At 33.2% G+C, this 25,560-nt stretch carries 16 protein-coding genes and 1 tRNA gene; 15 read left to right on the top strand and 2 right to left on the bottom strand.

What is annotated here, in order from left to right:
• Positions 1 to 3 precede the first annotated feature (3 nt).
• The 15 genes from HYN86_RS09890 to HYN86_RS09810 all read left to right on the top strand — a co-directional run bounded on the left by HYN86_RS09890 (position 4) and on the right by HYN86_RS09810 (position 12,857).
• Complete coding sequence (locus tag HYN86_RS09890) at positions 4 to 345, top strand: hypothetical protein (RefSeq protein ID WP_113677868.1); 342 nt, start codon at positions 4 to 6, stop codon at positions 343 to 345.
• 22 nt (positions 346 to 367) lie between these two features.
• Positions 368 to 817 carry a GNAT family N-acetyltransferase gene (locus HYN86_RS09885; protein ID WP_113677867.1) on the top strand — a complete coding sequence of 150 codons (450 nt, stop codon included), beginning with the start codon at positions 368 to 370 and terminating at the stop codon, positions 815 to 817.
• 2 nt (positions 818 to 819) lie between these two features.
• A complete protein-coding gene (locus HYN86_RS09880; protein WP_113677866.1) occupies positions 820 to 2,433 on the top strand; it encodes a glycoside hydrolase family 3 protein in 1,614 nt (537 codons plus the stop codon).
• 125 nt (positions 2,434 to 2,558) lie between these two features.
• A complete protein-coding gene (locus HYN86_RS09875; protein WP_113677865.1) occupies positions 2,559 to 3,197 on the top strand; it encodes a peroxiredoxin in 639 nt (212 codons plus the stop codon).
• A 225-nt stretch (positions 3,198 to 3,422) separates the two neighbouring features.
• Entirely contained in the window at positions 3,423 to 3,731 is a 309-nt protein-coding gene (locus HYN86_RS09870) for a thioredoxin family protein (protein WP_007805605.1), read from the top strand.
• 110 nt (positions 3,732 to 3,841) lie between these two features.
• Positions 3,842 to 4,099: a DUF6952 family protein gene (locus HYN86_RS09865; protein ID WP_113677864.1), complete on the top strand. Its 258-nt coding sequence runs from the start codon at positions 3,842 to 3,844 to the stop codon at positions 4,097 to 4,099.
• Positions 4,100 to 4,504: 405 nt separating this feature from the next.
• Complete coding sequence (gene tpx / locus HYN86_RS09860) at positions 4,505 to 5,002, top strand: thiol peroxidase (protein ID WP_113677863.1); 498 nt, start codon at positions 4,505 to 4,507, stop codon at positions 5,000 to 5,002.
• A 13-nt stretch (positions 5,003 to 5,015) separates the two neighbouring features.
• Positions 5,016 to 5,390: a diacylglycerol kinase gene (locus tag HYN86_RS09855; protein WP_095955157.1), complete on the top strand. Its 375-nt coding sequence runs from the start codon at positions 5,016 to 5,018 to the stop codon at positions 5,388 to 5,390.
• A gap of 18 nt (positions 5,391 to 5,408) precedes the next feature.
• The gene (locus tag HYN86_RS09850; RefSeq protein WP_113677862.1) at positions 5,409 to 7,859 is read left to right on the top strand and encodes an FtsK/SpoIIIE family DNA translocase; all 2,451 of its coding nucleotides are present in this window, start codon (positions 5,409 to 5,411) and stop codon (positions 7,857 to 7,859) included.
• A gap of 7 nt (positions 7,860 to 7,866) precedes the next feature.
• Complete coding sequence (locus tag HYN86_RS09845) at positions 7,867 to 8,559, top strand: LolA family protein (RefSeq protein WP_230406450.1); 693 nt, start codon at positions 7,867 to 7,869, stop codon at positions 8,557 to 8,559.
• 8 nt (positions 8,560 to 8,567) lie between these two features.
• Positions 8,568 to 10,022, top strand: coding sequence for an LptF/LptG family permease (locus HYN86_RS09840; RefSeq protein WP_113677860.1), 1,455 nt, complete (start codon positions 8,568 to 8,570; stop codon positions 10,020 to 10,022).
• Between the two features lie 2 nt (positions 10,023 to 10,024).
• The gene (gene ribB / locus HYN86_RS09835; protein ID WP_162789352.1) at positions 10,025 to 11,158 is read left to right on the top strand and encodes a 3,4-dihydroxy-2-butanone-4-phosphate synthase; all 1,134 of its coding nucleotides are present in this window, start codon (positions 10,025 to 10,027) and stop codon (positions 11,156 to 11,158) included.
• Between the two features lies 1 nt (position 11,159).
• Positions 11,160 to 11,558: an acyl-CoA thioesterase gene (locus HYN86_RS09830; protein ID WP_113677858.1), complete on the top strand. Its 399-nt coding sequence runs from the start codon at positions 11,160 to 11,162 to the stop codon at positions 11,556 to 11,558.
• Between the two features lie 139 nt (positions 11,559 to 11,697).
• A tRNA-Ser gene (locus tag HYN86_RS09825) sits at positions 11,698 to 11,785 on the top strand.
• 850 nt (positions 11,786 to 12,635) lie between these two features.
• On the top strand, positions 12,636 to 12,857 hold the full coding sequence (locus HYN86_RS09810) for a tyrosine-type recombinase/integrase (RefSeq protein WP_113677855.1): 222 nt from the start codon (positions 12,636 to 12,638) through the stop codon (positions 12,855 to 12,857).
• Between the two features lie 97 nt (positions 12,858 to 12,954).
• On the opposite strand, the gene HYN86_RS09805 is transcribed toward HYN86_RS09810, so the two are convergent.
• Both HYN86_RS09805 and HYN86_RS09800 read right to left on the bottom strand, forming a co-directional pair.
• Positions 12,955 to 13,989: a hypothetical protein gene (locus tag HYN86_RS09805; protein ID WP_113677854.1), complete on the bottom strand. Its 1,035-nt coding sequence runs from the start codon at positions 13,987 to 13,989 to the stop codon at positions 12,955 to 12,957.
• Entirely contained in the window at positions 13,979 to 25,549 is an 11,571-nt protein-coding gene (locus HYN86_RS09800) for a thrombospondin type 3 repeat-containing protein (protein ID WP_230406449.1), read from the bottom strand. The genes HYN86_RS09805 and HYN86_RS09800 overlap by 11 nt, the downstream gene beginning before the upstream one ends.
• Positions 25,550 to 25,560: the final 11 nt, after the last annotated feature.

The raw sequence follows: 25,560 nt of genomic DNA, 5'->3' as shown, positions 1-25,560 counted from the left end.
TATATGGAAATCAATGAAAATTTGCAGGCCGAACGCAATCTGAAAGGAGCTGAGTTCGAAAAAAACGGAGATCTTGACAAAGCAATTGAGTTGTATGAACAAAATGCTGCAGAAGGTTTTAAAGGAAATCACCCTTACGATCGATTAGCAACGATTTACAAAAACCAAAATGATCTGGAAAATGAAATTCGAGTTTTAGAAAAAGCCATTATCGTTTACGAAGAAATCACCATTGAAGACCGATTAGAAGGACTGCCAAAGCTTTTCCGTTTTAAAAACAGATTGGAAAAAGCTCTTGAAACCAAAAAACAATTGGCTAAACAAAAGAAAGCGAAATTGAAATAAAATTACTTTTTTACACAAAATCATGATTACCTTAAAACGAACAAACTCAGACGATATTGATTTTATAAATCTGGTTGTTTTATTAGATCAGGATTTAGCGATTAGAGACGGAAAAGATCATGCATTTTACAATCAGTTTAATAAAACCGATAAAATAAAACATACGATTGTTTATTACGAAAACGGAATTCCTGTTGGCTGTGGCGCTTTTCGAGAAAAAGAACCAGAAATAACAGAAATCAAAAGAATGTACGTTCATCCTGATCACAGAAAAAAAGGAATTGCATCTGCTGTTTTAGCAGCATTAGAAATCTGGGCAAAGGAAGTTGGTTACACTTACACCATTCTCGAAACTGGCAAAAATCAGCCGGAAGCAATTAACTTATATCAAAAATTAAATTACAGCATAATTCCAAATTATCCTCCTTATGAAAAGATGGATAACAGCGTCTGTATGAAAAAGACTTTATAATAATGAAAATGACAGCTCAAGCATTACGACAAAAAGTGGGACAATTCTTTTTTCCTGCTGTTTTCATCAACGATACCGAAGAAAACATTCAGGAAACAGAACGCCTTATTAAAGAACACAATATTGGCGGATTAACCTTTTTTCACAGTCGTGCGAGCGCTGCAACCAATTATGAAAGCAAAAAGAAAGTTGTATTTAACGATGACAGCTACGTAAAAATTAAAGCCTTAATTGTTCGTTATCAAAAAGCGGCTTCTACTCCACTCTTAATCAGTATTGATGCAGAATGGGGATTGGCAATGCGAATTGAAAAAACTCCGCAATATCCTTATGCGATTACGCTTGGTGCTTTACCGGAAAGTAAATCAAATTTAGTTTACGAAGTTGGAAAACAAATTGGATTTGATTTAAAAGCTGCAGGAATTCAGTATAATTTATCGCCTTTGGCAGACATCAATAATAACCCTAACAATCCTGTAATTGGCTATCGCTCTTTTGGCGAAAACAAAGAAAAAGTAGCCAATTTTGCTGTTGAATATTTAAAAGGAATGTCAGAAGTTGGCGTTTTAGGATGTCTGAAACATTTTCCTGGACATGGAAACACCAATGTCGATTCACATTTAGGACTTCCGGTTTTAAAACAAACTTTAGAAGAATTATTAGAAAACGAATTGTACCCATTCATCAAAGGAATTGAAAATAATGTTGATTCAATTATGATTGGTCATTTGGCTGTTCCGAGTTTAAATGATGGAAAAGATACTTCTGCAACATTATCAAAAGCAGTTATTCAAAATCTTTTGCGTAATAAATTAGGGTATGATGGTTTGGTAATTTCTGATGCTCTAAACATGCACAGCGTTTCAAAATTATATGAAACAAAAGGACATTTAGAATGGGAAGCTTTTAAGGCTGGGAATGATGTTTTATGCTTCGCAGAAAATGTTCCAGAAGGAATTGAAGAAATCTTAAAAAATGCTTCGCCAGAAAGAATCGAAGAAAGCTTCAACCGAATCATGAAAGCAAAAGAAAAAGCAGGAATTCTTTCTGGAAATACTTTTACTGCTGGCGAATTGAACTTCGAAAATGCGTCACAATTAAACTTGGAAATAGCCGCAGAAGCTATTACCAAAATCATTGATAAATCAAATAGAGAATTAGCATTTGAAGCACTTAAAAACAATCAATTAGCGAAACTAAGTTTATATAAAAATACTGAAAATACTTTTTTCAAAACTTTAAATTCAAAATTAACTTCACCAGAATTTGCTTTTGAAAATTTAGAAGTTTCTGATATTTCATCAATCAAAAATGAACTTGAAAATTTCGAAACGATTATTATTTCATTATTTGTTCCAAAGGCAAAACCTTTGAACAATTTTGAAATTGACGATGAAGTTTTAGCGCTGCTTTCAGATTTGCTTCAAACCAAAAAATGTATCGTTTATGTTTTCGGAAATCCATACGTTTTGCCCATAATTCCGAATCTAAAAAAGGCTTCAGGGCTAATTCAAGCCTATCAGGATTTTGATGAATTTCAAAAAACAGCAGGAAATCAATTTTTAGAAAATATTCCTTGCAATGGGACTCTTCCTGTAAATATTGATATCCAATAACTTACAGTTAGTAATAACCAAATACTATCAACTTATAAATATTAATAATCACATCTTATTGTAAGTACCTGTACTTATGCCCTACTTTTGCACCAGAAATAAATTTTTAACGTAAAACGAAAAATATGTCTTTAGTAGGAAAAAAATTCCCAAGTATTGCAGTAGATGCTATCTCAGAAATGGGTGACAATTTAAAAATCAACATTTTTGAAGAAGCAGTAAACAACAATAAAAAAGTACTTTTATTTTGGTACCCAAAAGATTTTACTTTTGTATGTCCAACTGAATTACACGCCTTTCAAGCTGCATTACCAGAATTTGAGCAAAGAAATACTATCGTAATTGGTGCTTCTTGTGACACAAACGAAGTTCACTTTGCTTGGTTAAATACTCCAAAAAACAATGGTGGAATCGAAGGTATTACTTACCCAATTTTAGCTGATACAAACCGTAACTTAGCTAACATTTTAGGTATTCTTGATATCGAATCTACAAGCTACAGCGAAGATACTGATTCAGTTATCATCGAAGGTTCAAACGTAACTTACAGAGCTACTTACCTTATTGACGAAACTGGAAAAATCTTCCACGAAAGTGTAAACGATATGCCATTAGGACGTAACGTAAACGAATACTTAAGAATGGTTGATGCTTACACTCACATCCAGACTAAAGGTGAAGTTTGTCCTGCAAACTGGGAAGCTGGTAAAGAAGCTATGTCTGCAGACAGAGTAAGTACTGCTGAATACTTAAGCGCTAATTAAGCTGCTAAGATAATAAGTTTCTAAGAGGCTAAGTTTTTTAACTTAACTTTTGAATCTTAAATACAATTCTACAATAAAAGTCAAGAGATTCTAAGATTGAACTTAGATCTTAGAATCTCAACGACTTTAAAAAAAAATCAAATAAATCCACACAAAGTTATTCGGTTCGAGAGCAAACTTAGCAGCTTAGAACCTTAGCAGCTTAGTGTCTTAAAATAAAAAACTATGTTAATCGACTTAAACGAAGATACGTTAGCAGATTTAGTTGCTAAAAACGAAAAAGTAGTAGTACAATATTCAGCTTCATGGTGTGGAAATTGCCGTATTATGAAACCAAAATTCAAAAAATTAGCAACAGAAAATGAAGCTATCACTTTTGTTTTGGTTGATGCAGAAAACTCTCCTGAATCTAGAAAATTAGCTAATGTGAGCAACCTGCCAACATTCGCAACTTTCGTAAACGGACAATTAGTTGGCGAAACGCAAACTAATAAACAAGAAGTTTTAATCGATCTTGTAAACGCAATTGCTTAAATTTAGATTAGTTAGACTGGCTTAGATTTTTAGACATCTTAGATGATGTAAAAAATTAAAGAAAGTCTAAGGAGTCTAAGAATGTCTAAAAATCTAAGAAGTCTAAAATTATGAAATTACCAGTAATAAAGCATTTAATGCAATTTATCGAAGAAAACGATCAGGATTATATCATTGAAACGATCGAAGTTTTGGAAGCGATGACCGAAATTCCTTCTCTTAAAGATGAAGAATTAGACGTGATTGGCGAATTGATTTCGAATATGTACGGTGCCCTTGAAGTGCAAAAATTGGTTGCTCAAGGAACAGATAAAAAAGAAGCTCTAAATACGTTCATGAAACGTGTTTTGGGTTCAATCGATAAATAAATCGGACTTTATATCAGAAAAAATAAAAAACATGACTGAGAAAGCGTTTCTATTTTGTAGAGACGTTTTTTTTTTGGTTTTTAGTCTCAGTTTTCATTTGTTAGCTTTCAGTCTCGATTTCACGCAAAATTTGTCCGGCTGAGCGAAGTCGAAGCCCGCGCAAAGTAATTCAACAAAAATAATGAATCAGATCATGGAGAAATTTACTTTGGCCTCGACTTCGCTCAGCCTGACAGACGTCACAAATCTAAAATCTACCCTCTAAAATCTAAAATATTTAAAAAAATTCGTGAATTCGAGGCTATCCAAAAACCATCCTTAATCTCTCTTTAAACCCTCAACAAATACTTTTAGATTCAAATATTAATCCTTACTTTTGAGCCTCATTAATTTTAAACAAAAATCATGGCATCTATCACATTAGGAGGAAATCCAGTTCATACATCAGGCGAGTTACCAGCAGTTGGATCACAATTAGCTGACTTTAAATTAGTACAAAATGACTTATCTGTTGCTTCATTAAGTAACTTCGCTGGTAAAAAATTAGTTTTAAACATTTTCCCAAGTGTTGATACTGGAACTTGTGCTGCATCTGTTAGAAAATTCAACGAAAGTGCAAGCGGATTAGAGAACACAACTGTTTTATGTATTTCTAGAGATTTACCTTTCGCTCAAAAACGTTTTTGTGGTGCTGAAGGTTTAGAAAATGTTGTAAACTTATCAGATTTTCAATCAGGTGATTTTGGTAAAGCAAATGGTTTAGAAATCGTTGACGGACCTTTAGCTGGTTTACACTCAAGAGCTATTATTGTTGTTGATGCAGATGGAAAAATCGTTCACACAGAACAAGTTGCTGAAATTGCAAACGAACCAAATTACGAAGCAGCTTTAGCAGCGCTATAATATTTTCCTCTAAATGGAGTTTCAAAAAGATAATACTTTTGTTACAGGTCGGTTAAAAAGCGTTACTTATGCTTTTAAAGGAGCTGTAAAATTGATTAAAACAGAACACAGCGTTATGGTTCAATTCTCATTAGGAATTATCATGACCATCGCTGGGTTCTATTTTCATATTTCACAAACCGAATGGCTTTGTCAAACAATGGCAATCGGTTTAGTTTTAAGTGTTGAAGGACTAAATACAGCAGTTGAAAAAATTGCCGATTTTATTCATCCTGATTACAGCAAACGAATCGGATTTATTAAAGATATTGCTGCCGGAGCGGTATTTTTTGCCGCAATGACTGCAATAGCAATAGGCTTGATTATTTATATTCCAAAATTTATTTAGGCAAAGGAAAACGCAAGAATGGCAAAAAATAAAAAAGAAACTGTAGATAAAAAAAACGAAAAACAAGAAGGAAGTAAAAGATCTTTTAAGATATCCAAACAACAAAAATTTGTTTTAGGCTGTCTTTTGGTTCTTTTTTCGGTTGCATTACTAGTTGCATTCATCTCTTTTTACGTTAACGGACAATGGCAGACTGACCAAAGTGTTGTAAACCAATTGGGAGATCGAACTGAAGCTGCTGAAAACTGGCTCGGAAAATTCGGAGCTTATCTAGCAGACCTGATCATCTATAAAGGTTTCGGACTTGCCTCTTTCATATTAGTTCGTTTATTTTTCCTTACCGGAATGTTTCTCGCTTTGGAGCTTTCGACTCAAAAGCTAAAAAATACTTGGTTTTGGGATATTTTTGCCATCATCATTATTTCTATTTTGTTTGGTTTCTTTGCTACTTCTGCGCCAGAATTAGGCGGTACAATTGGTTACGAACTCAATTTATTTCTACAAGATTATATCGGAAAAACAGGTACTTTACTTACTCTCCTTTTCGGATTAATTGTGTATTTAATTTTTAAAATTAAATTATCACCAGAAAAAATTCAATCGTATTTTGATTCTACTAAAAAAGAATTCAAATCAGAATTGAGCACTCTAAAACCTGCTGTTCCACACCCGGAAAGTGCTTACAACTTAGAGGAATTTTCTGTTGAAGAACCAGAAAATGACCCAGATTTGGATAATATTCATATCAAAACTGTTGACACGCAATTCGAACTTAACAAAGAGGCTTTAAAACCAACTATTTCTCATTCTTCAGAAATTGAGTTAAATCCGATTTTAAAACCAATTGCTCCAAAACAAGAATTACCGTTAGTTTCTCCAGATGAAGCCTTTGTAATTGAAAAAGCGGAAGAAGAAGATATTATTGAAGAAAACTTAGCTTCACGTCTAGTTGCCGATTTCGGATTATTTGACCCGACTTTAGATCTATCCAATTACAAATTTCCAACCATCGATTTATTAAAAGAATATTCGACTGGCGGAATTACAATCAATCAAGAAGAATTAGAAGAAAATAAAAACAAAATTGTAGATACGCTTCGTAACTACAAAATTGAAATTGCACAAATCAAAGCAACCGTTGGACCATCGGTTACTTTATATGAAATTGTACCCGAAGCAGGAATTAGAATTTCTAAAATTAAGAGTTTAGAAGATGATATAGCCCTATCATTATCTGCACTAGGGATTCGTATTATTGCGCCAATTCCAGGAAAAGGAACGATTGGTATTGAAGTTCCGAACAAAAATCCAACTATGGTTTCTATGAAAAGTGTTATTGGAGCGGCTAAGTTCCAAGAAGCTGAAATGGAACTGCCAATTGCTTTAGGAAAAACCATTTCGAATGAAACTTTTGTTGTCGATTTAGCCAAAATGCCTCACTTATTAATGGCGGGTGCTACTGGACAAGGAAAATCTGTTGGATTAAATGCAGTTTTAACTTCATTATTATACAAAAAACATCCAGCCGAAGTAAAATTTGTTTTAGTCGATCCGAAAAAAGTAGAGCTTACACTTTTTAATAAAATAGAAAGACATTATTTAGCCAAACTTCCAGATACGGAAGATGCTATTATTACTGATAATGCAAAAGTTGTAAATACTTTAAATTCACTTTGTGTGGAAATGGACAATCGTTATTCTTTACTAAAAGATGCGATGGTTCGTAATATTAAAGAGTACAACGAAAAATTCAAATCCAGAAAATTAAATCCTGAGGCTGGCCACCGATTTTTACCTTACATCGTATTAGTTGTCGATGAGTTTGCCGATTTGATTATGACGGCTGGAAAAGAAGTCGAAATTCCTATTGCCCGTTTAGCACAATTGGCGCGTGCGATTGGAATTCACTTAATTATTGCAACACAAAGACCATCCGTAAACGTTATTACAGGTTTAATTAAAGCCAATTTCCCTGCGAGAATTGCTTTTAGAGTAACTTCTAAAATTGACTCTCGAACAATTCTTGATACCCAAGGAGCCGACCAGTTAATTGGTCGTGGAGATTTATTATATACTAACGGAAATGACGTTGTACGTGTACAATGTGCATTTATTGATACTCCTGAAGTTGAAAAAATCACAGATTTTATTGGCGGACAGAAAGCATATGCTACAGCTTATTTACTTCCAGAGTTCGTTGGAGAAGAAAGTGGCATTAATCTTGATATAGATATTTCTGAAAGAGATACTTTATTTAGAGAAGCGGCAGAGATTATTGTCAATGCACAGCAGGGTTCTGCTTCTTTATTGCAGCGAAAATTAAAATTAGGATACAACAGAGCCGGTCGTTTGATCGATCAGCTGGAAGCAGCAGGAATCGTTGGTCCGTTCGAAGGCAGTAAAGCACGCAGCGTAAACATCTTAGATTTAAATGCTCTTGATCAATTTTTTAACAATGAACAAAATTAATCCAATCATGAAAGCAAAAATTCAAGAAATCAACAACAATTCTATCACAAATATGACCAAAAGGTTTTTTCAATTGGCAGTTATACTGCTTTTGAGTTTCACTTCTGTTCAGGCTCAAGATAAAAAAGCTAAAGATTTATTGAACGAAGTGACTTCTAAAATAAAAAGCTACAACAATATCGTTATTGATTTTAAATACTCTTTGAACAATGCCAAAGAAAATATTAATCAAGACAGTAAAGGAAACGTAACTATGAAAGGCAACCAATATGTATTGAATTTCATGGGTGTTACTAAAATTTTTGACGGACAAAAAACATACACTATTGTTCCTGAAGACGAAGAAGTTACAGTATCTAAAGTGAACGAGAAAGATGACAATGCCATTACTCCTTCAAAAATGCTGACTTTCTTTAATTCTGGTTATAAATACAATATGGATATTGTACAAAACGTGAAAGGAAGAAAAATTCAATACATTAAACTAGTACCAACTACTGGAAAAGACCAAAGAAAAGAAATTCTTTTAGGTATTGATGTTCAGACAAAACACATCTACAATTTGATTGAAACTGGAAAAAACGGAACAAAAACAACTTTAACCGTTAATTCTTTTAAAACCAATCAGCCATTATCAAAAAATCAATTTACCTTTGTAGCGAGTAAATACCCGAAATACTACATTAATAAATTAGATTAATCAGAAGGTTGAAAATTCTAGACAAATACTTATTAAAAACATTCTTACTTACATTTACTACGGTATTTGTAATCCTATTTTTCATATTCATACTGCAGACAGTATGGCTATTTATATCAGAACTAGCAGGTAAAGATCTCGACTTATTATTAGTCGTGAAATTCCTGCTTTTTTCTATGCCCCGCATTATACCTTTAGTTTTACCGCTTTCGGTTTTATTAGCCTCTATTATGACTTTCGGAAACTTAGCCGAAAACTACGAATTTGCTGCTATGAAATCTTCTGGAATTTCTCTTCAGAGAGCCATGCGAGTATTAATAGTTTTTATTTTTGTTTTAAGCATTGTCGCATTTTGGTTTGCCAATAATGTTATTCCATACGCCGAATATAAATTTGTTAACTTCAGAAAAAACATAGCTCAGGCCAAACCAGCAATGGCAATCGCCGAGGGACAGTTTAACGACGTTGGTTTCTACAATATTAAGGTTAATAAAAAAACTGGAGAAAACGGAAACCATCTTACTGGAGTAACGATCCATGAAAAGCCTAATAATATGGGCGAAAATAAAACTGTAATTAAATCTAAAACTGGAGAATTAATCAGCAGTGAAAAATCCAGCATTTTACAGTTAGTTTTAAATGATGGTTATTATTATCAAGATGTTACACCTAAAAAATATGAAGATCGCGCAAAATTACCTTTCATAAAAGGAAAATTTAAAAAGCAGGTCATTAATATAGATTTAGCAGCATTAAACAAGGCCGATGACAGCAAAGAAAGTATTGCCGGTACAAATGCCATGTTGAATGTTAACGAACTACGTTATACTTTAGACTCGTTAAACAAAAATTTGGATAATGAAATTCTTTCTTTTTCTGAAAACATTAACCAGCGTGTTGGAATAAGAAAAATACAGTCAGGACCAGAAAGAAATCTCAAGAAAAAACAGCTTCCTAATGATCTTATGTCAATGTATTCCAACAAAGATAAAGTTGATATTTTAAAAATGGCAGGAAGCAATGTTACGAGTAACATTTATTCGATCGAAACAACTCAAAAAGATTTAAAAGACAAACAGCGTGATATTAATAAGCACTTGAGCGCATTTTACGAAAAATTTGTTATTGCTTTTGCATGCTTCTTAATGTTCTTTATTGGCGCTCCGCTAGGTGCGATTATTAGAAAGGGCGGACTTGGTCTTCCTATTGTTTTTGCCGTTTTGATTTTTATTACTTTTCACTTTATTAATACTTTCGGAAAAAGATTATCACAAGAAGGCGGTATGACTCCATTTATGGGATCATGGATGTCGTCGTTTATTCTATTACCGTTAGCGGTTCTTTTAACTTACAGGGCTACAAACGACAATGGATTAATTAATTTTGATGCAATTACAACTCCAATTTCACAACTATTTCAGAAAATTTCTGAGCGGTTCTCACCCGCTCAAAAGCAACAATAATTATGTCAACAACAAAAATACAATTGAATACCATTGAAGAAGCTATAGAAGATATTCGTCAAGGTAAAGTAATCATTGTAGTCGATGATGAAGATCGTGAAAACGAAGGTGATTTTTTAGCAGCTGCTGAAAAAATAACTCCAGAAATGATCAATTTTATGGCTACCCACGGACGCGGTTTAATCTGTACACCATTAACAGAAAGCCGTTGTAAAGAATTAGATCTACGTGCCATGGTTACGAACAATACAGATCATATGGAAACCGCTTTTACAGTTTCTGTTGATCTAAAAGGTAATGGAGTAACAACTGGAATTTCGGCTGCCGATCGTTCTAAAACAGTTGAAGCTTTGGTCGATCCTAACACAAAACCTCACGATTTAGCTCGTCCTGGTCATATTTTCCCTTTAATCGCTAAACAAGGAGGAGTTCTAAGAAGAACTGGTCACACTGAAGCTGCAATTGATTTTGCACGCCTAGCAGGATTTAAACCAGCTGGTGTAATTTGTGAAATCTTAAACGAAGACGGAACAATGTCACGTTTACCTGAATTAATAAACGTGGCAAAGAAATTTGATTTGAAATTAGTTTCAATTGAAGATTTAGTCGCTTACAGAATGCAGCACGACAGCTTAATCGTTAAAAAGGAAGATTTTGATATTGAAACCCGTTTTGGAACTTTTCGTTTGAGAGCTTACGAGCAGACTACCAATAAACAAATTCATATTGCATTAACAAAAGGAACTTGGAGCTCTGGAGAACCTATATTAACAAGAATCCACTCTTCTCAAGTAAACAATGATTTACTAGGAACATTGACTAATAATGCTGAACAGCAGTTAGACGACATGTTTAAAGTCATTAATGAAAACGGAAAAGGTGCTGTTATATTTATCAATCAAGATATGACCGCTGTAAATCTTTTAAACAGAATTTCAGAACTTAAATCACTCCAATCGCAAGGAACATTAAAAGCTCCAAAAGTTATCATTGACAGTAAAGACTACGGAATCGGTGCTCAAATCCTTCATGATATTGATATTTCTAAAATTAGATTGGTTTCGAATACAGAGCAGACAAAACGTGTAGGTATGATTGGTTACGGTCTTGAAATTACAGAATACGTTAATTACTAATATGGGGACAATAGAAGAAAGAATTCAGAAATCTGAAACACGTATATTCAAAGCAGTTTTTCCGAGCACAACGAATCATTATGACACTCTATTTGGAGGAACTGCACTGCATTTAATGGATGAAGTTGCTTTTATTTGTGCGACCCGTTTTAGCCGCAAAAAAGTTGTTACAATATCTACAGGTCAAATTGACTTTAAAAAAGCAATTCCGGCCGGTACTTTAATCGAATTAATAGCAAAAGTTGACAGTGTTGGAAGAACAAGCTGTAAAATCCATGTTGATATTTTTATGGAACAAATGTATTCAGAGCTTCGCGAAACAGTAGTTTCAGGAACTTTTTCGTTTGTTGCAGTTGATGAAAACAAAAAGCCGACACCTATTTTGGACGATTTGGATTAATTTTCAAAAAAAACGCCTTTCGGAAATACTGATAATTAGACACTTGAAAATTATCTTAAAAAAACTGAGAAAAAAGTTTTTATAATCGGAAAAGCACACTATATTTGCACTCGCAATCACGAAATGATAGCGACATACTGGAGAAATGGCAGAGCGGTCGAATGCGGCAGTCTTGAAAACTGTTGACTGTAACAGGTCCGGGGGTTCGAATCCCTCTTTCTCCGCCAGTAGAAGTTTCAAAAGAAACTTTAAAAGTCAAAAGTCTTTAAACACTAGTGTTTAAAGACTTTTTTGTTTTGAACAATTATTTCAATAATTATCTAAAAACAAGTTAAATCTAATGCCTTTTCTCAAAAAAAACTCAATTACTCTAAGATCTGAATTATTTATTTAAAAATTTACAAAAGTAGCACTACTTGTTGTAGAAATATTAGGTTTTGGTGCGCCTATATTAGTTGATTTTACAAAGTACTTATTCTCTAATTTTAGAATAAACAGCTTTGTTTTCATTTTATTACCCTGCAGGTTATAAATTGTATCAAATCAAAAGTATTAGTAGCAACCATTTTACATAAAAACAACACCATAGCCGGTTTTAGCAAATTGATCTCCTTTAGTAGTGAAAAATCTGGTTTTTCTAATTTAACTCTTTTCTTGGAATTACTTTTTATTTCAGTAATTTCCAAAAGCAAATCTCCTTTTTCGAATCTCTAAAATTCGCTTTGCTCTTGGCTTATGATGCAGTAAGAGCTACAGATGAACATCCTAATTCGTGGGTGGCTATCGAAGCCGATAAGTCTCTAATTAAGGCATCAATGAATGTACATGACCTTTATCATAAAGATGTGAATGACCCATTTAATAATCAACCGATTAAAAAAAGGAGGATGCGAGTGCGGTCATGCATCCTTATATTTTGGAGTCAAACTGTCCTCACAAATTGATGACGTGTCAAGATTCATGGAAAAAATATCCGAATTTAACCAATAAAGCCAGTGGTTTTTTAACGACAATGAAGATTTGCAAAAAAAGTTTCAAGGGAAAGACAAGGTAAAACACAGAAATTAACTTAGAAAAATGATACTTCAAAAAAATCGTTTTTGCGATAAAATGAGTTCGCATATGATGCGAAGAACTGCAATTACAACTTTACTCATTTTAGGAATGCCAGAGCATTTAGTTCGTAAGATTAGTGGACACAGTCATGCCAGCACTTTTTTTAATCGATATGTACATTATGCTCAAGCTTATATGGATAAAGAGATTGAAAAAGTCCATAGTAAACTGGAAAGTTATTAAATAGAAAAACTACAACCTTAAAAAGTTGTAGTTTTTTATTGGTAAACACTAGATTTTATTAATGTCATACTTCCTCACTAATGGACTATTCAAAAATTTACATTTCCGAATAGCCATCTAATTTATATAGATGAACTTTTTTCTCAGATCCTTTTTCTTGAGTTTCAATTCGGATATTCCCTTTTTCAATAAAAACATTAGAGGATATAATACTTTCGGTTTCATCTTTTGTTGTATAATATTGTGCGATTTGCTCCCTCTTATTTAAAGATCCATTTTTGTTAAAAACCTGATAACCAACTTCGCTTACATTTTTGTAGTTTTTGTATTTGAATTTATTTAAGAAAAATACTATTTTTTTTCCGTCTTCAATTTTCTTAGAATCTAGAAAATAATTCTTCATTGATAATTTATTTTCATTGCCAATTGATGAAAGAATTTGCGAAATCGAATCTGTAGAACAATATTTGAGAGGAATTAACTTTTTCTCTGTTCTAAAAAAGGATTTATCAAAAATATATTTTTTGATTTTTCTCTCTGGAATAGAATCAATGCTTGGTCTATAATTTACACAGGCTTCAATTTCGTTACATTTATCATCTGAAAAGGGGAAATAATTCTTTTCCATATTTAACGAATAATATGTTAAATATCTTGTATTGTCTTTGTCTAATGAATTTTCAAATTCTAAAATATTATTTGAATTTATTAGTGCTGTTTTAGACTCTGCCTCATTTCCTATCCAAGCTACAGTTCTGTAGCTTGATAATCCCCCATCTTTGTCATACATAAGCAAAAAACAATTAGTTAAATTGTTACCATTTTGTTCTGACTTAGTAAGCATAACAACTGCAATTTTGTCATAAAATTCATATTTTCCAATAACGTAAAATTTTGAGTTTGGATTCCCCATTTTTATAACAAAATCTTCATTTTTACTTATCAAGAAGTTTTTAATATTCTCATAAAAAACTTCTTGATAAGCATCTAAATTTTCAAAACTAATGCCATCTAAAACAATTGGCAACTTCGATATAGGAACTTCTTCAAAGAAATAATTTACTGTTTTATGTTGCGAAAAACAATTCAAAACAATAAATAAACATAATAGATATTTTTTTTTAGTTTCCATCAGTAGTATTCGTGTTAGTATTGGCAGGTTTTGGAAAGGTCTCTCCTGTTTCGTCATTTGTAACCGAAATGACTCTATCAGATATTACTTTTTTCACTTTAGTTCCCACTTGTATTTCTATTCCAATTCTAATTTCAGTATTTTGAGGATCAGTAGTTTTAACTAATGGATTTGATATCATAAAAGCATCATTATTTGTTATTGATCCCTCATTTAAAGTTACAATATATCCAGCTCGCTGCAAACTAGTTGCTAAATTTTTCATGTAAGGAGTATTAATATTGACTGCATCAATCTGAATCATTACTGTTGTTTTTTCCTTTACATATTCTTTTAATACATCTCTTTGTTTGACAACAGTAAATGTTTTCAAGAGTGCATAGGTATCAATTTTAATCTCTTTAAGATATGGATTGCTAACATAACTCTCTTCATAAGTTTTACCAATTTTGTCATTGATTTGATGAGTACTTCCATCAATAATGGTTTTCGATAATTCATTAGCGCCATAAGTTCCCTTAAAAGTCATTTGATCGTTACCTACGATTGACTCCGAAAATTTAATTTTTTTATTCAAACTGATAGTTTCCTTAGATGTATTTCCATTATAGCCGGCACTACCTAATGCTGTTACTTGTGCTTTAATCACACCTAATTGTATACTTTCATCAGGAATTACAATTGTAGTGTAATTTTTAGTACCTCTATCTTGTTTCGTTTCTATTCTGAACTCAAGCCCTTCAAATTCAATACCGTCAATAACTCTATTCTCACTAAATGCATAAGGTGAATTCCATGGATATGATCTTTCTAATTTATCAATCGCAAAAAACCTACCAACCCTAGGATCATGCATCCTGAAAGTATAATTCAAAGAATTCCCTTCCCCGCCACGAATTTCATCATCTTTCTCCTGTCCCTGGAAGCCATAACGGTAGCTATCGGCAGACTTATGTCTGTTAGGGACCAGCATTCCAAAAGGATAGTAATCTGAATAACTAAATATATCTGGGCTAAAGGTAGTAAAAGCAACTGTATTTTCAGTCGATTCTACACTTGTTGTTACATTATCTAACGTGTAAACATCATCTACATCATCTTTAGCTCTATTACGAGTCCAGTGAACAATACTCACTACGCCTGCTGCTGTAAATGTTACACTTCTTCTGCCAGAATTACTTTCAATCTGCTGTTGGAAAGGAATGCCCATATTTGACACTTCTACTTTAACCTCTGGACAAGCTACCAAGTCTAAATCATAAGATACTGTATACTTTTTACCTGCTGTAGTCAGCATTGAAAGCACTACCCCTTGCTTAGTATCGGTGGTAGTAATCTTCAATTTATTATCTGCAGGAACAACTGCATTTACAGAAGATGTACCAGCTTTAAGCCAATTAGAATTTCCTACAATAGTTTCCCATCCGTTAAAATCATAATAGTTAAGTGTTTCTTGACCTGGTTCATTTGCAGCTTTAAACAATTTTCTATCGCTTATTACACTTAATACGTTTCCTAAATGATTTGATAATTCGTAACGTTTGTCTCCAACTAAACGAGTAGACGTTTCAGGAACAGCTACAATAGTTGTTTCTCCTACTCCTTGATCTAATCCTTCACAAGCGTCGCCAATACCGTTTTTATTAGCATCTTCCTGCAATGGATTGTTGATTGTTTTACAGTTGTCGCATGCATCTCCAATACCATCGCCATCAGTATCTACTTGATCGTAGTTTGGAATTGATGGACAGTTATCACATTGTTTTAAAACGCCGTTTACTTCAACATCGTCTCCTCGTCCGTCTCCATCAGTGTCGATTTGAAGCGGGTTTGGATAAGCACAGTTGTCACAAACATCTCCTACTCCGTCTGGAGCATATCCTAATGCGATTTCAGTCGTGTCTTCTTGTTTAGGGTTAAATACATCTGGACAGATATCATCTTTATCTTTTACACCATCTGCATCACGATCACTTTCTGTTAAGCCACAGAATGTTGAAGCGTAAGAAACATTACTTAATGTCATTTTTAACTCTGTAGAAGAAACTGGTCTTCTATCTGAGCTTGGGGCTTCATCAAAAGCGAATGCATTAACTTTTAAAGGTTCTGTTCCTTTTCCGTTATCGATACTGTATGTGAAATCACACATTTCATTTCGTAAAGCCGGTAACTCTAAAAACTCATTAGGCTTATCTTCTATTTTGACCGTACCTAATGAATTAGCCGGTTGAGTAATTTTTAAACGGCCGTCATTTCTCTTTAAGTTTTCATAGTTTTCACCATTTTTAAGCACTTCTGATTTTGAAACTGTAGAATAAACGTTTCCATTTAATACAATAACTACCTCATAGGCTCCATTTTTTGAGTTTAACCTAACTTCTGCATTAAAATCAAATGCACTTTCTGGAATTGCTCCTGTTTCAGTGTCAATTGTAAAATTTGTTCTTTCCAAAGTACTTCTAAAAGAGTATTTCTTTTTACCTTTTCTATTGTAATCATGGTGATTACGGCGGTATTTATATAAAGATACCGTTGGCACATAACCTGTTAATTCATTCTTTTTAACTGTTAATAATATAGAGCTTCTGTAAGAATATGAATTTGATTTTGGGAAACTTCCTTCTACAGAAGAGCCATGTAACGCCACAACCACATTTTCTTGATCTTTAATGTTAGCAGGATCAATTTTGAAATGAGAGCTTAATGTTATCACTTTTGTTCTTGTCGACTTATTAGCAAATAAATTTAATTTACTGTTTGAATCAGACCAAGATGTAAAACCTTTTGGATCAACAAATTGTAATCCATAGGTTGGAGGAACCTCTTCTACACCCTTCATTGCAACCATAGATCTTGCAGTCATTAAACTTGCCTTTTCAGCAAAAGATGCAAAAGCTTCTCCTGAAATCTCTTTTGTACGATCATATTGTTCGATACCCAGACGACTGCTTCCATAAATATTCTGCTCTACAAGATAATACTTAGATCCTGCACCGTTGGTAATCATCTCGTAAGTACTCAATACATTACCTTGCGCATCTCTTTCATAGTATGTTATCGTACTAGAAGTCGGTGTAACAACTTTTTTAGACGTTCTGTTTCCTAATCCATCATATTCAAAACTTATTACAGTACCGTTCTTTTTAGTCACCTTGTTAACTTTCCCGTCAACACGCCATTCAATATCAATTCCTTCCAATTTATCAGACGTTAACTGTCCAATTTCATCATAAGTGTAGTTATCATCTGGCTGACTGTCTATATCTAACGATGTATCATTTGCGTTTTTGTCATTATTTGTAAAGACTCCTGCACCAACCGCATCTTTTACGTGTCGCAACTGATTGGTTCTCGTTTTATAATTGTAAGCTGCAGGATCTCTTTCTGGATGCATTTTGGTTAAATAACTGTATGTTAAATTATCCATTTCAGCAATAGAACCGTCTGCTTTTGGAGCAAAAGCATTTAATGCCATTAAATTTCCATTTCGATCATAGCTATAACTTGAACGATATGAAGGAGTTGAAACACCCGCTAAAATAGACTGGCTATTCATGCTCTTAATACGGTTCAGCTGATCGTATGTATAGCTGTTGTATTGAGATGCCATCGGGTTTCCGTTAAGATCCAACAACGATGTTACCATATCCTTGATATTTCCATTGTATAGATTGGCATTGCTTTCACGGTTTCCTCCTTTAGTTAGACTGAAAACAGTTGAATTGGTACTGTTTGATCTTGACAGATAATCTCCTTTGTAATAATTTAAAGCAAAACCAAAAGCATCTTTTGCTACATTCAATCCATCTTTACCTGCATCTGTTTTATTATTATTTAATTCTTCTGAATTAACTCCTTTTAACCAGCCTTGAATTGTGTAGATATAATCTATTCCTTGAACTTGCTTATCTCCAATTTCTACACGAGCAAGAGGACCATGCTCATAATACAGATAATTGGCTTCCTTTTCCCAAACTGTATTGTCTTTACTAGTATAAACTTGTTTGATTCTATTGTCAGCATCGTAATCATATTTATGGATAAACTGATCTGCTTTTGCAGGCTGATAGGTTACTTTATTAACATTTCCGCTTATTAAATCGTAATCGTATACTACTTTTTTAATTTGCTGATTTAAACCATTTAACAGTATGCTGTTGTTTGTATGATGCACTAATTCCTTCACATTTCCATGAACATCATAATCATACAAAATAGCATTATTGTAACCTCCTGAAGCCTGACCTGTAGTAGGCTCAGAAAGCAATTGATCAAAATACAATATAGCAGTAACTCGTTTTTGACTATTGTTTACACTATAATCTGTGAACCAGCTTTGTGAATTCTCAAGAGGATTATCATATAAAGTCTTTGTTACTTGGTCTGTTTTTGAAGCAATATTGTATGGATAATGATCATCAATAGCATTAACTTTAATTAAAGCTGCATTTGGGGCAGTACTAACTGCCAATCTTCCTAATTCGGTAATTACAGCAGGAGTTTTTAACGTTAATTGACCAGCCTCCATAATACGCCCTAATTTGTCATAACGTGTATAGCTTAATTGAGAGGCTAATTTTTGTTTCGCATTTTGAGAAGCAATAATTCTTCCTAACTCATCATAAGCAAACTGGCTTATTCCTCCATCTGGAGTTTCCTGCCATACCAATTGGTTTAATGAATTGTAACGGTATTGAGTCTGCAACTCGTTTTTCGGTGCAACTTTTACTCCGTTTACATCAGCTAAATCAACTTTTTCGCTATCATTTGCTCTTACCGTATTAATAATGGTATCTGAACCCGGCAATAATCTATCAACTCCTTCTGGCGGAACTGTTTGAATTAGGTTACCTGCCTGATCATAGTAATACAATGTGTATTGGTATTCTTTATCTGAAGCTGTTTTTGTCAGCGTTTCAGTAATTCCTTCCAATGCTTCTTTAGTATAGTTTCTTACAAACTCTTCGCGTTTAGCGGTATAAAATGCTTCTTCTAATTGTTGTTTGTTAGCTTCTTTTACAGTTGCTGCATATAATTCACAAGGTGTTTTTGTACCTGGATTTTCAGGCACTAAACTAAATCTTGGAATCATTACAGCAGGCACACATTTCTGGTAATCAGCAACATATTTATCAGCAAATTGATTCCATGTTAATGCCTCTTCTGTAGGATTTGGCACATCAATTAGAACTAAATATTTAAAGTATTCGTCAATTACACCACGAGTATCTTTATTACCATAGTGTAATCTAGTAGCTCCAAATTTATTAATGTCTACAAATAATGCATTACTGCTTTTAATCGTTCCTTTTTTAAACTCTTTTAGTTTTGTTAAATAGTAGATATAATCGTCACTGATGTAACCAAAATTGGCTTCACAGAAAAACTTCCCATTATCATTTAATTTTTCAGGAAGTACGTAACTTGGAATTATTGTATTCAAATCAGCTTTAAACAAACTCCACTTCTCTGCACAAACTACAGGTTCTGGAATTGCTGGAACACAAAGCTTTGGACATACTTCTTCTACTGGACCAGATAATCTCATAACCTCGTTTGCCTGAGCTACAGACAAGTTGTGCTGAATATTTGTTACAGTACCATCGCTATTAATTATTGTCTCATAATATGGTCTATTCTTTAAAGAAATACTTGATTTTAAAGATCTCGCCGTTCTAAGAGAGTATAATTTATAATTAAGAATATCACAAATTCCTTCTGTATAACCATGTTGTTCATCATAGTGAACGTTATTATACAAACTTACTCTGGCTGTTCTAGCGATATTATTTATATCTGTATAATAAACGTTTGCTCCAACTGTACCCGATACATCTATATAATTAATTTTTTTAACCGAGTTAGCGTTCATCTGCAAGATTATCGCAGCATCTGTCTGACCAGTGCTGTTTTTGAAGAATATTTGAAAGTACGGATTTCCTCCTCCATCTGGCATACTTTTATTAACCGAAAACGATTTTAGTTCAATAGGAGTATTATAAGTATCTGGCTCAAATTCTACATATAGATTTCTTGCTACTTGAAACTTTTCTATTAAACCAGATTCAGTAATAAAATGATTCATTAAATCATTGCTAGCAGAATTTTGAAAAGTTGCAAATAAATTTTTCGTTATTGCATCATTAAGAACATCTCTTAGATTATCTTCATATTTAAGTTCTACATCTTCTGGAATTTTACAAGTATTTATTCTTGTAATATCACAAACATCACCTAGGTTATTACCATTTGTATCTTTCTGATCAGGATTTGGAACAAATGGACAATTATCGCATTTATCGTAAATGCCATCACCATCAGTATCTATTGTACCGCAAGGATTATCACAAGCATCTCCTATACCATTGTTATTGGTATCTTTTTGATCTGGATTTGGAAAATCTTTACAATTATCACAATTATCAAAAACACCGTCACCGTCACTATCAATAGTTCCACAAGGATTAGGAGAATTCCCATCGCAAGCATCTCCAATACCATCATTATCACTATCTCTTTGATCAGGATTTGGAGTATTTTTACAATTGTCGCAATCATCAAAAACACCATCACCGTCACTATCCACTACACCACATGGGCTAGTAACATCGCACTCGTCACCAATTCCATCTCCATTGTAGTCGTTTTCACCACATACCGAACAACAAGTAAAGTATAAAGGTCTTTTGTTATTTCCTGTCGAAATTCTAGCATTAATCTGGCGTAAACCAATTAATCCTCGAAGTCTTACTTTAACTAAATTGTATGGACTATTGATTAATAAATCTCCAACTGAAATTCTTGAAATTGCTTTGCTTCCTAAAGCATGAGAACCAAAATTAAGCGCTATACGTTTTTCTCCATTTACAGAAATATCAGCCTGATTTCCAGAATTATTCCATGTAACTGCATCTCCAGGCTGTATACCAAAATAATCATGAAGATAACTTCCTGCAAAAGCTCCATTTGCTGTAATATCTAAATTTGAGTTTCTTAATGTATTTTCACGCTGTAAAGTCAACACTAAATTATTAAAAGCTTCACTAAATCTTTCTTGTTTTCCACAAGTAACGTCAGCTTTTAAAGGATAATAATCTGCAATATTTATTTTGGTTGTACCTTGTACAAGAACCTCTTCTGGAGTTTTACAAGTTTCATTGCTTCCTTTTCTTTTTATAGTAGCAATAATTTGAAATTTATATGTTCCTAAATCTTTATCATACGACTTTGGAATGTAATATAAATTCTTAAAATCTATAACGTCAGCCCAATTAAGACTGTTGCTTCCTGTACCACAGGGATTAACATGTGCATTCTCATTTACAAACTGTAAAATAATAGGTGTTGCAATTGATGCGCCTCCTCTAACAAAACCAATAGATAGCATATTTGATGCATCTTTTGCGCTTGTAATTCCAGGAATTTCATTTGATGCTCCTAATATAAAAGTAGGATATACCTGAGCATTAAAAAGACTGCGTGTCAAATATGGCATGCTTGTGGTTGGTATCGGATTTGTTACAATTAACCCCTGATCCTGAATCTTTGGATCTACCATTCCTTTTAAGAAATTTTCAAGTGCTAAAAATCCTGGACTTTTTCCTGTTTCTAAATAAATTTTTGTTTCAGCTTCTGCTGTTGCAGCTGCCAAAATATCCATATCATCCATGCTAGAATCATAGCCATAATCTGCTCCTACAAAACGTTTTGTTTTTGTTGCAAACAATGTATAAAGCTCATCTGAGCAAACTAAATTTATTCCTGTACTAGCTGGAGTAGTTGGTATTGCTACTTTATCAGGATCTGGCGCTAAAGCTATTAACTTCTCAAGTCTTTCATAATTTGTATCGGAATAACCTGATGTAACTCCAGTATATTTTTTTAATATGGTTACAAAATTATCTGAGCTATCAGGATTTCCGATGCACTCATTATAGTTATTGTGTTTTATGGCATCAATATGCGCCAAAACAGTACGTGTTTTATCTTTTAATCCAATGTAGTAAGCTTTAAAATTGGCCCAAATTCTTTGCTTGGTGTTTAACTCTACTATATTTCCTGTGCTTCCAAGAGTTCTGATTTTATCTAATAATCCTGATTGTGTAAGGCTTAAAAAATTTGCAAAAGCAGATTCATGAGCAATTCCATTAGAATAATAAGCAAAGTAATAAGCTGTTTGAAGCATACTCATACTCTTTCCTCCTGCTTTCATACCATCATAATTTGATGTTAAACCTTCGCGCATGATATCTCTTCTAACTGCAAAATCTTCGTTTGTTTCTTGCAAGAAGTCATTTTTAGAACTGTAGAATGGATCATTTGTAGCATTAATATTCAACAATTGCTCTAATACACCTCCAGCCGCAAAGATTGCTTCATTTGGCTGAGTCATTTCCTCAGTGTAATATTCTTTTTCAAGTAAATCAGCATCAAATGCGTTTGAATTTATACCTGCAGAATTTTGCTTCATGCAAAGTCCTAAATTGTATTTATAATATTGATATTCCGGATGAAACTTAACAAGAGCATTTGCCCAGCTACTTTGCCAGATACTTACAAAATAAGCAACATCTTTTAGATATTTTGGTTCTACCAAATAATCATTTGGATCGTCACTATTTGGATCGCGATCATTATTAGTTAAGATAATATCTTCTAACGCTGGCTCGTAAATATTTCCTTCTGGCTTTCCAGGAACTGTACTTACTAATTTTACTTTAATTTTTGAAACCGATCCATCGTCATTTTTATAAAATCCTCCATCAGGATTTTTCCACGTATTATTTGAAATTTTTACTGTTACATCCTGATTTGTATCTTCATCTCTATACGTTTCAGTATGGAAACCACCGTATGACAAATCATTATTAACATTAAAAATACTTAAAGGATCTAGTGGAGCATCTATGTCTTCATTTGCTTCTACAGCAGCATCGTCAACATCTAATTCTATTCCTTGAACAGAACCATATTGTCCATGAGGGCTCATGTCTTTTAATAACATTCCAAGATTAAGATCGCAAACATTTACTGGCTGTTCGCACAATTCTCTACAACCTTTTAATAGGTTTTGAAATTCAAATCTAAAACTATTCTCATAACTAGCTCTTTCTGTTTCTTTTAATTCAAGAACAGTAAGCATATTTTTTGCGACATAGTTATTCTCTGCAGTAATTATTAATGCTGCTCTTCCGTCTACATTTCCTAATTTGTTATCAGTCTCACCTAGATAGGTTTTAAAAGAATTGTATTGAGCTTCTGTCAGATTGCTTTTAGCCAAACTATCTTCACAGCTTTTACAAGTAATATTACAATCTGTAAGTGTAACATCTTCTTCTAATGCCGTTAAATCAGGCAAGCAAATTTTATTATCCTTTAATTGTTTGATGTAATCGTCAGCATAACGTTTTAATACATCGCTATCAATTCGCAAATCTTTATTAAAAGAATAGGCTCCAACTCTCAGAAATTTTTCCTGATCTAATGCATTGTAAGTTCTTATCGGAAGTTTCAATTCAGACGAACTCGTTGCTGTTAGACTATATTCTCCAATTTTTGTTGTTAAAGCATCGTTTCCAACTAATAATTCGTTGCTGCAATCGTCTTTAAGACTAATTGCCCAATCATATACGTACGGATAAAATTTACCATTTAAACAAGCATCTGTAAATGCATTTTTCGTTTTTGTAAAAGAATATTGAAACGTGACCGCTTTGCTCTGTACAACAGGAACAACAGTGTTTAATTTCAAACCGTCTTTTAATATACCATTTTCACCAGATGCATAAATCGTATTTCCGTCTGCCAACATATCTGAAGTAATTATAGCGTGAAGTTTCGTATCCTTTTCATCATCTAAAGCTTCCAGACTACCTTCTTTATCTCCCGTTAGAGCTGTTGCAATAGTTCTTCCTTGCGGATCTAAATAGCTTACACTTACCTGACCATTCGGGTCAATAACTGTATTCTTTTTATAATGCAATCTATTTCCAACTTTGTAGCCAAAAAGTCGGTTTAACTCTTCTTGCGATGGCTGAGAATAAAAATAACGCATTTCATGGCCTTTACCAATCTGATGATCAATACCTACTCCTCCTTTGCTTTTAATGCGGCCTGTATTATCAGGAGTATATTCAATTTGAGAAAAGGGATAACCTTGAGCATCTGGAACATAATCTTGAAAATTATCTGTTTTGGCATTATTCAATGAATAATACTTTCCCGATCCTGAAGTATTTGCTAATCCAGGAGCTATAATTGGTTTACAATCTTGAACTGTATCTTTTAAATCCCAGTCAAAATCTCTATGAGTAAATAATGAACCCGCAGCATTTTTATTAAGATCTTTATAAAAGTGAATCGCTGATGACTGTAATGGACTTGGCAATACTTCAATTGCTGCTCTACCTTGGTTGTCATAAATAACCTCTCCTACAATTGCTTTATTATCTGAATTAACTTTTGTAACCGTCTGACGATTACGTAAAGAACCATCAAAATAACTTACAACTTCTTTTTTCTTACCATCTTCAGCAAAAGAGGCTTGATACTGCCAGTTTTTCTCACCTGACTCATGAGATTTATCTATTTCAATAAAAGTCCAGTCACTAACAAGATTTAATGTCTTACTAACTTCAGAAACAGACCATTTTCCGTTATAAACTTTTGTAATATCGTCTAAGAATCGTCCAACTGCTCTAACTCTATATATAAAATAACCGCTTGAATAAACAAGAGGAATACTGTATGAAGTCTCTTTTGTTTGAATTCTCGTGCTGTTTAACATGAAATCTTTTTCTGTCAAAGCAATATCACCAGCTCCTTTTTTAGCACCATCAGATCCAAAATTGTCAATCCAAGCCCATTCTAATTCATACTCCAAAGCTGGAGCCTCTTCATTTTTTTTCCATTTAATTAAAATTTCATCCGCTTGACTCGCCGCAGAAACTGTAGTAGGTGTTAATCCATTATTATACTTAACAAATTCTGCGGTCGGTATAGCAGTTGTATTTTGTAAATTATAATAGCGATCTGTGGTAAACTTCACGGCTAAATAAGGAGAAGTATGAACTCCCACAGAGGAATATGTTATTGAACTAACTTCAACATCTGCTTGATGAATTCCTGGAAGTTTATAAACTAGGTAATCATTTACCTTAACTCCTTTTGTTACATTATCATGAGTAATTTTTAAAGATATAATAAAAGGATTGTTGTGATATTTAACCTCACCGTTTTCTATATAACTATAATCTATATCTCCTATATTATTATAAGGAGTGATTTTTAAATTTATAGTACAGTCATAAATTTCTTTATAAGCCTCTGGTTTAGTAATATCATCGTTAAAACCAAAATGAATTGATACACCATCATTTACCGAAACAAATAATTTCTTATTATTTAAGTCTGAAAATCTAGGGTCAATTACACTTAATTTTGGCTTAGTCGACAATTCACTACCTTGCTTATAAGCCACAATTCCTTCTTCGTGTTGTCCAAAAGAAAACAAACTAAAAAATAAAAATAATACTACTATAAAATTTTTGCTGATATACATATATCTATAAT

The sequence above is a fragment of the Flavobacterium fluviale genome (assembly GCF_003312915.1).
In the GTDB taxonomy this organism is placed as follows: Bacteria; Bacteroidota; Bacteroidia; order Flavobacteriales; family Flavobacteriaceae; genus Flavobacterium; species Flavobacterium fluviale.
This window is presented reverse-complemented; position numbering and strand designations above follow the sequence as displayed.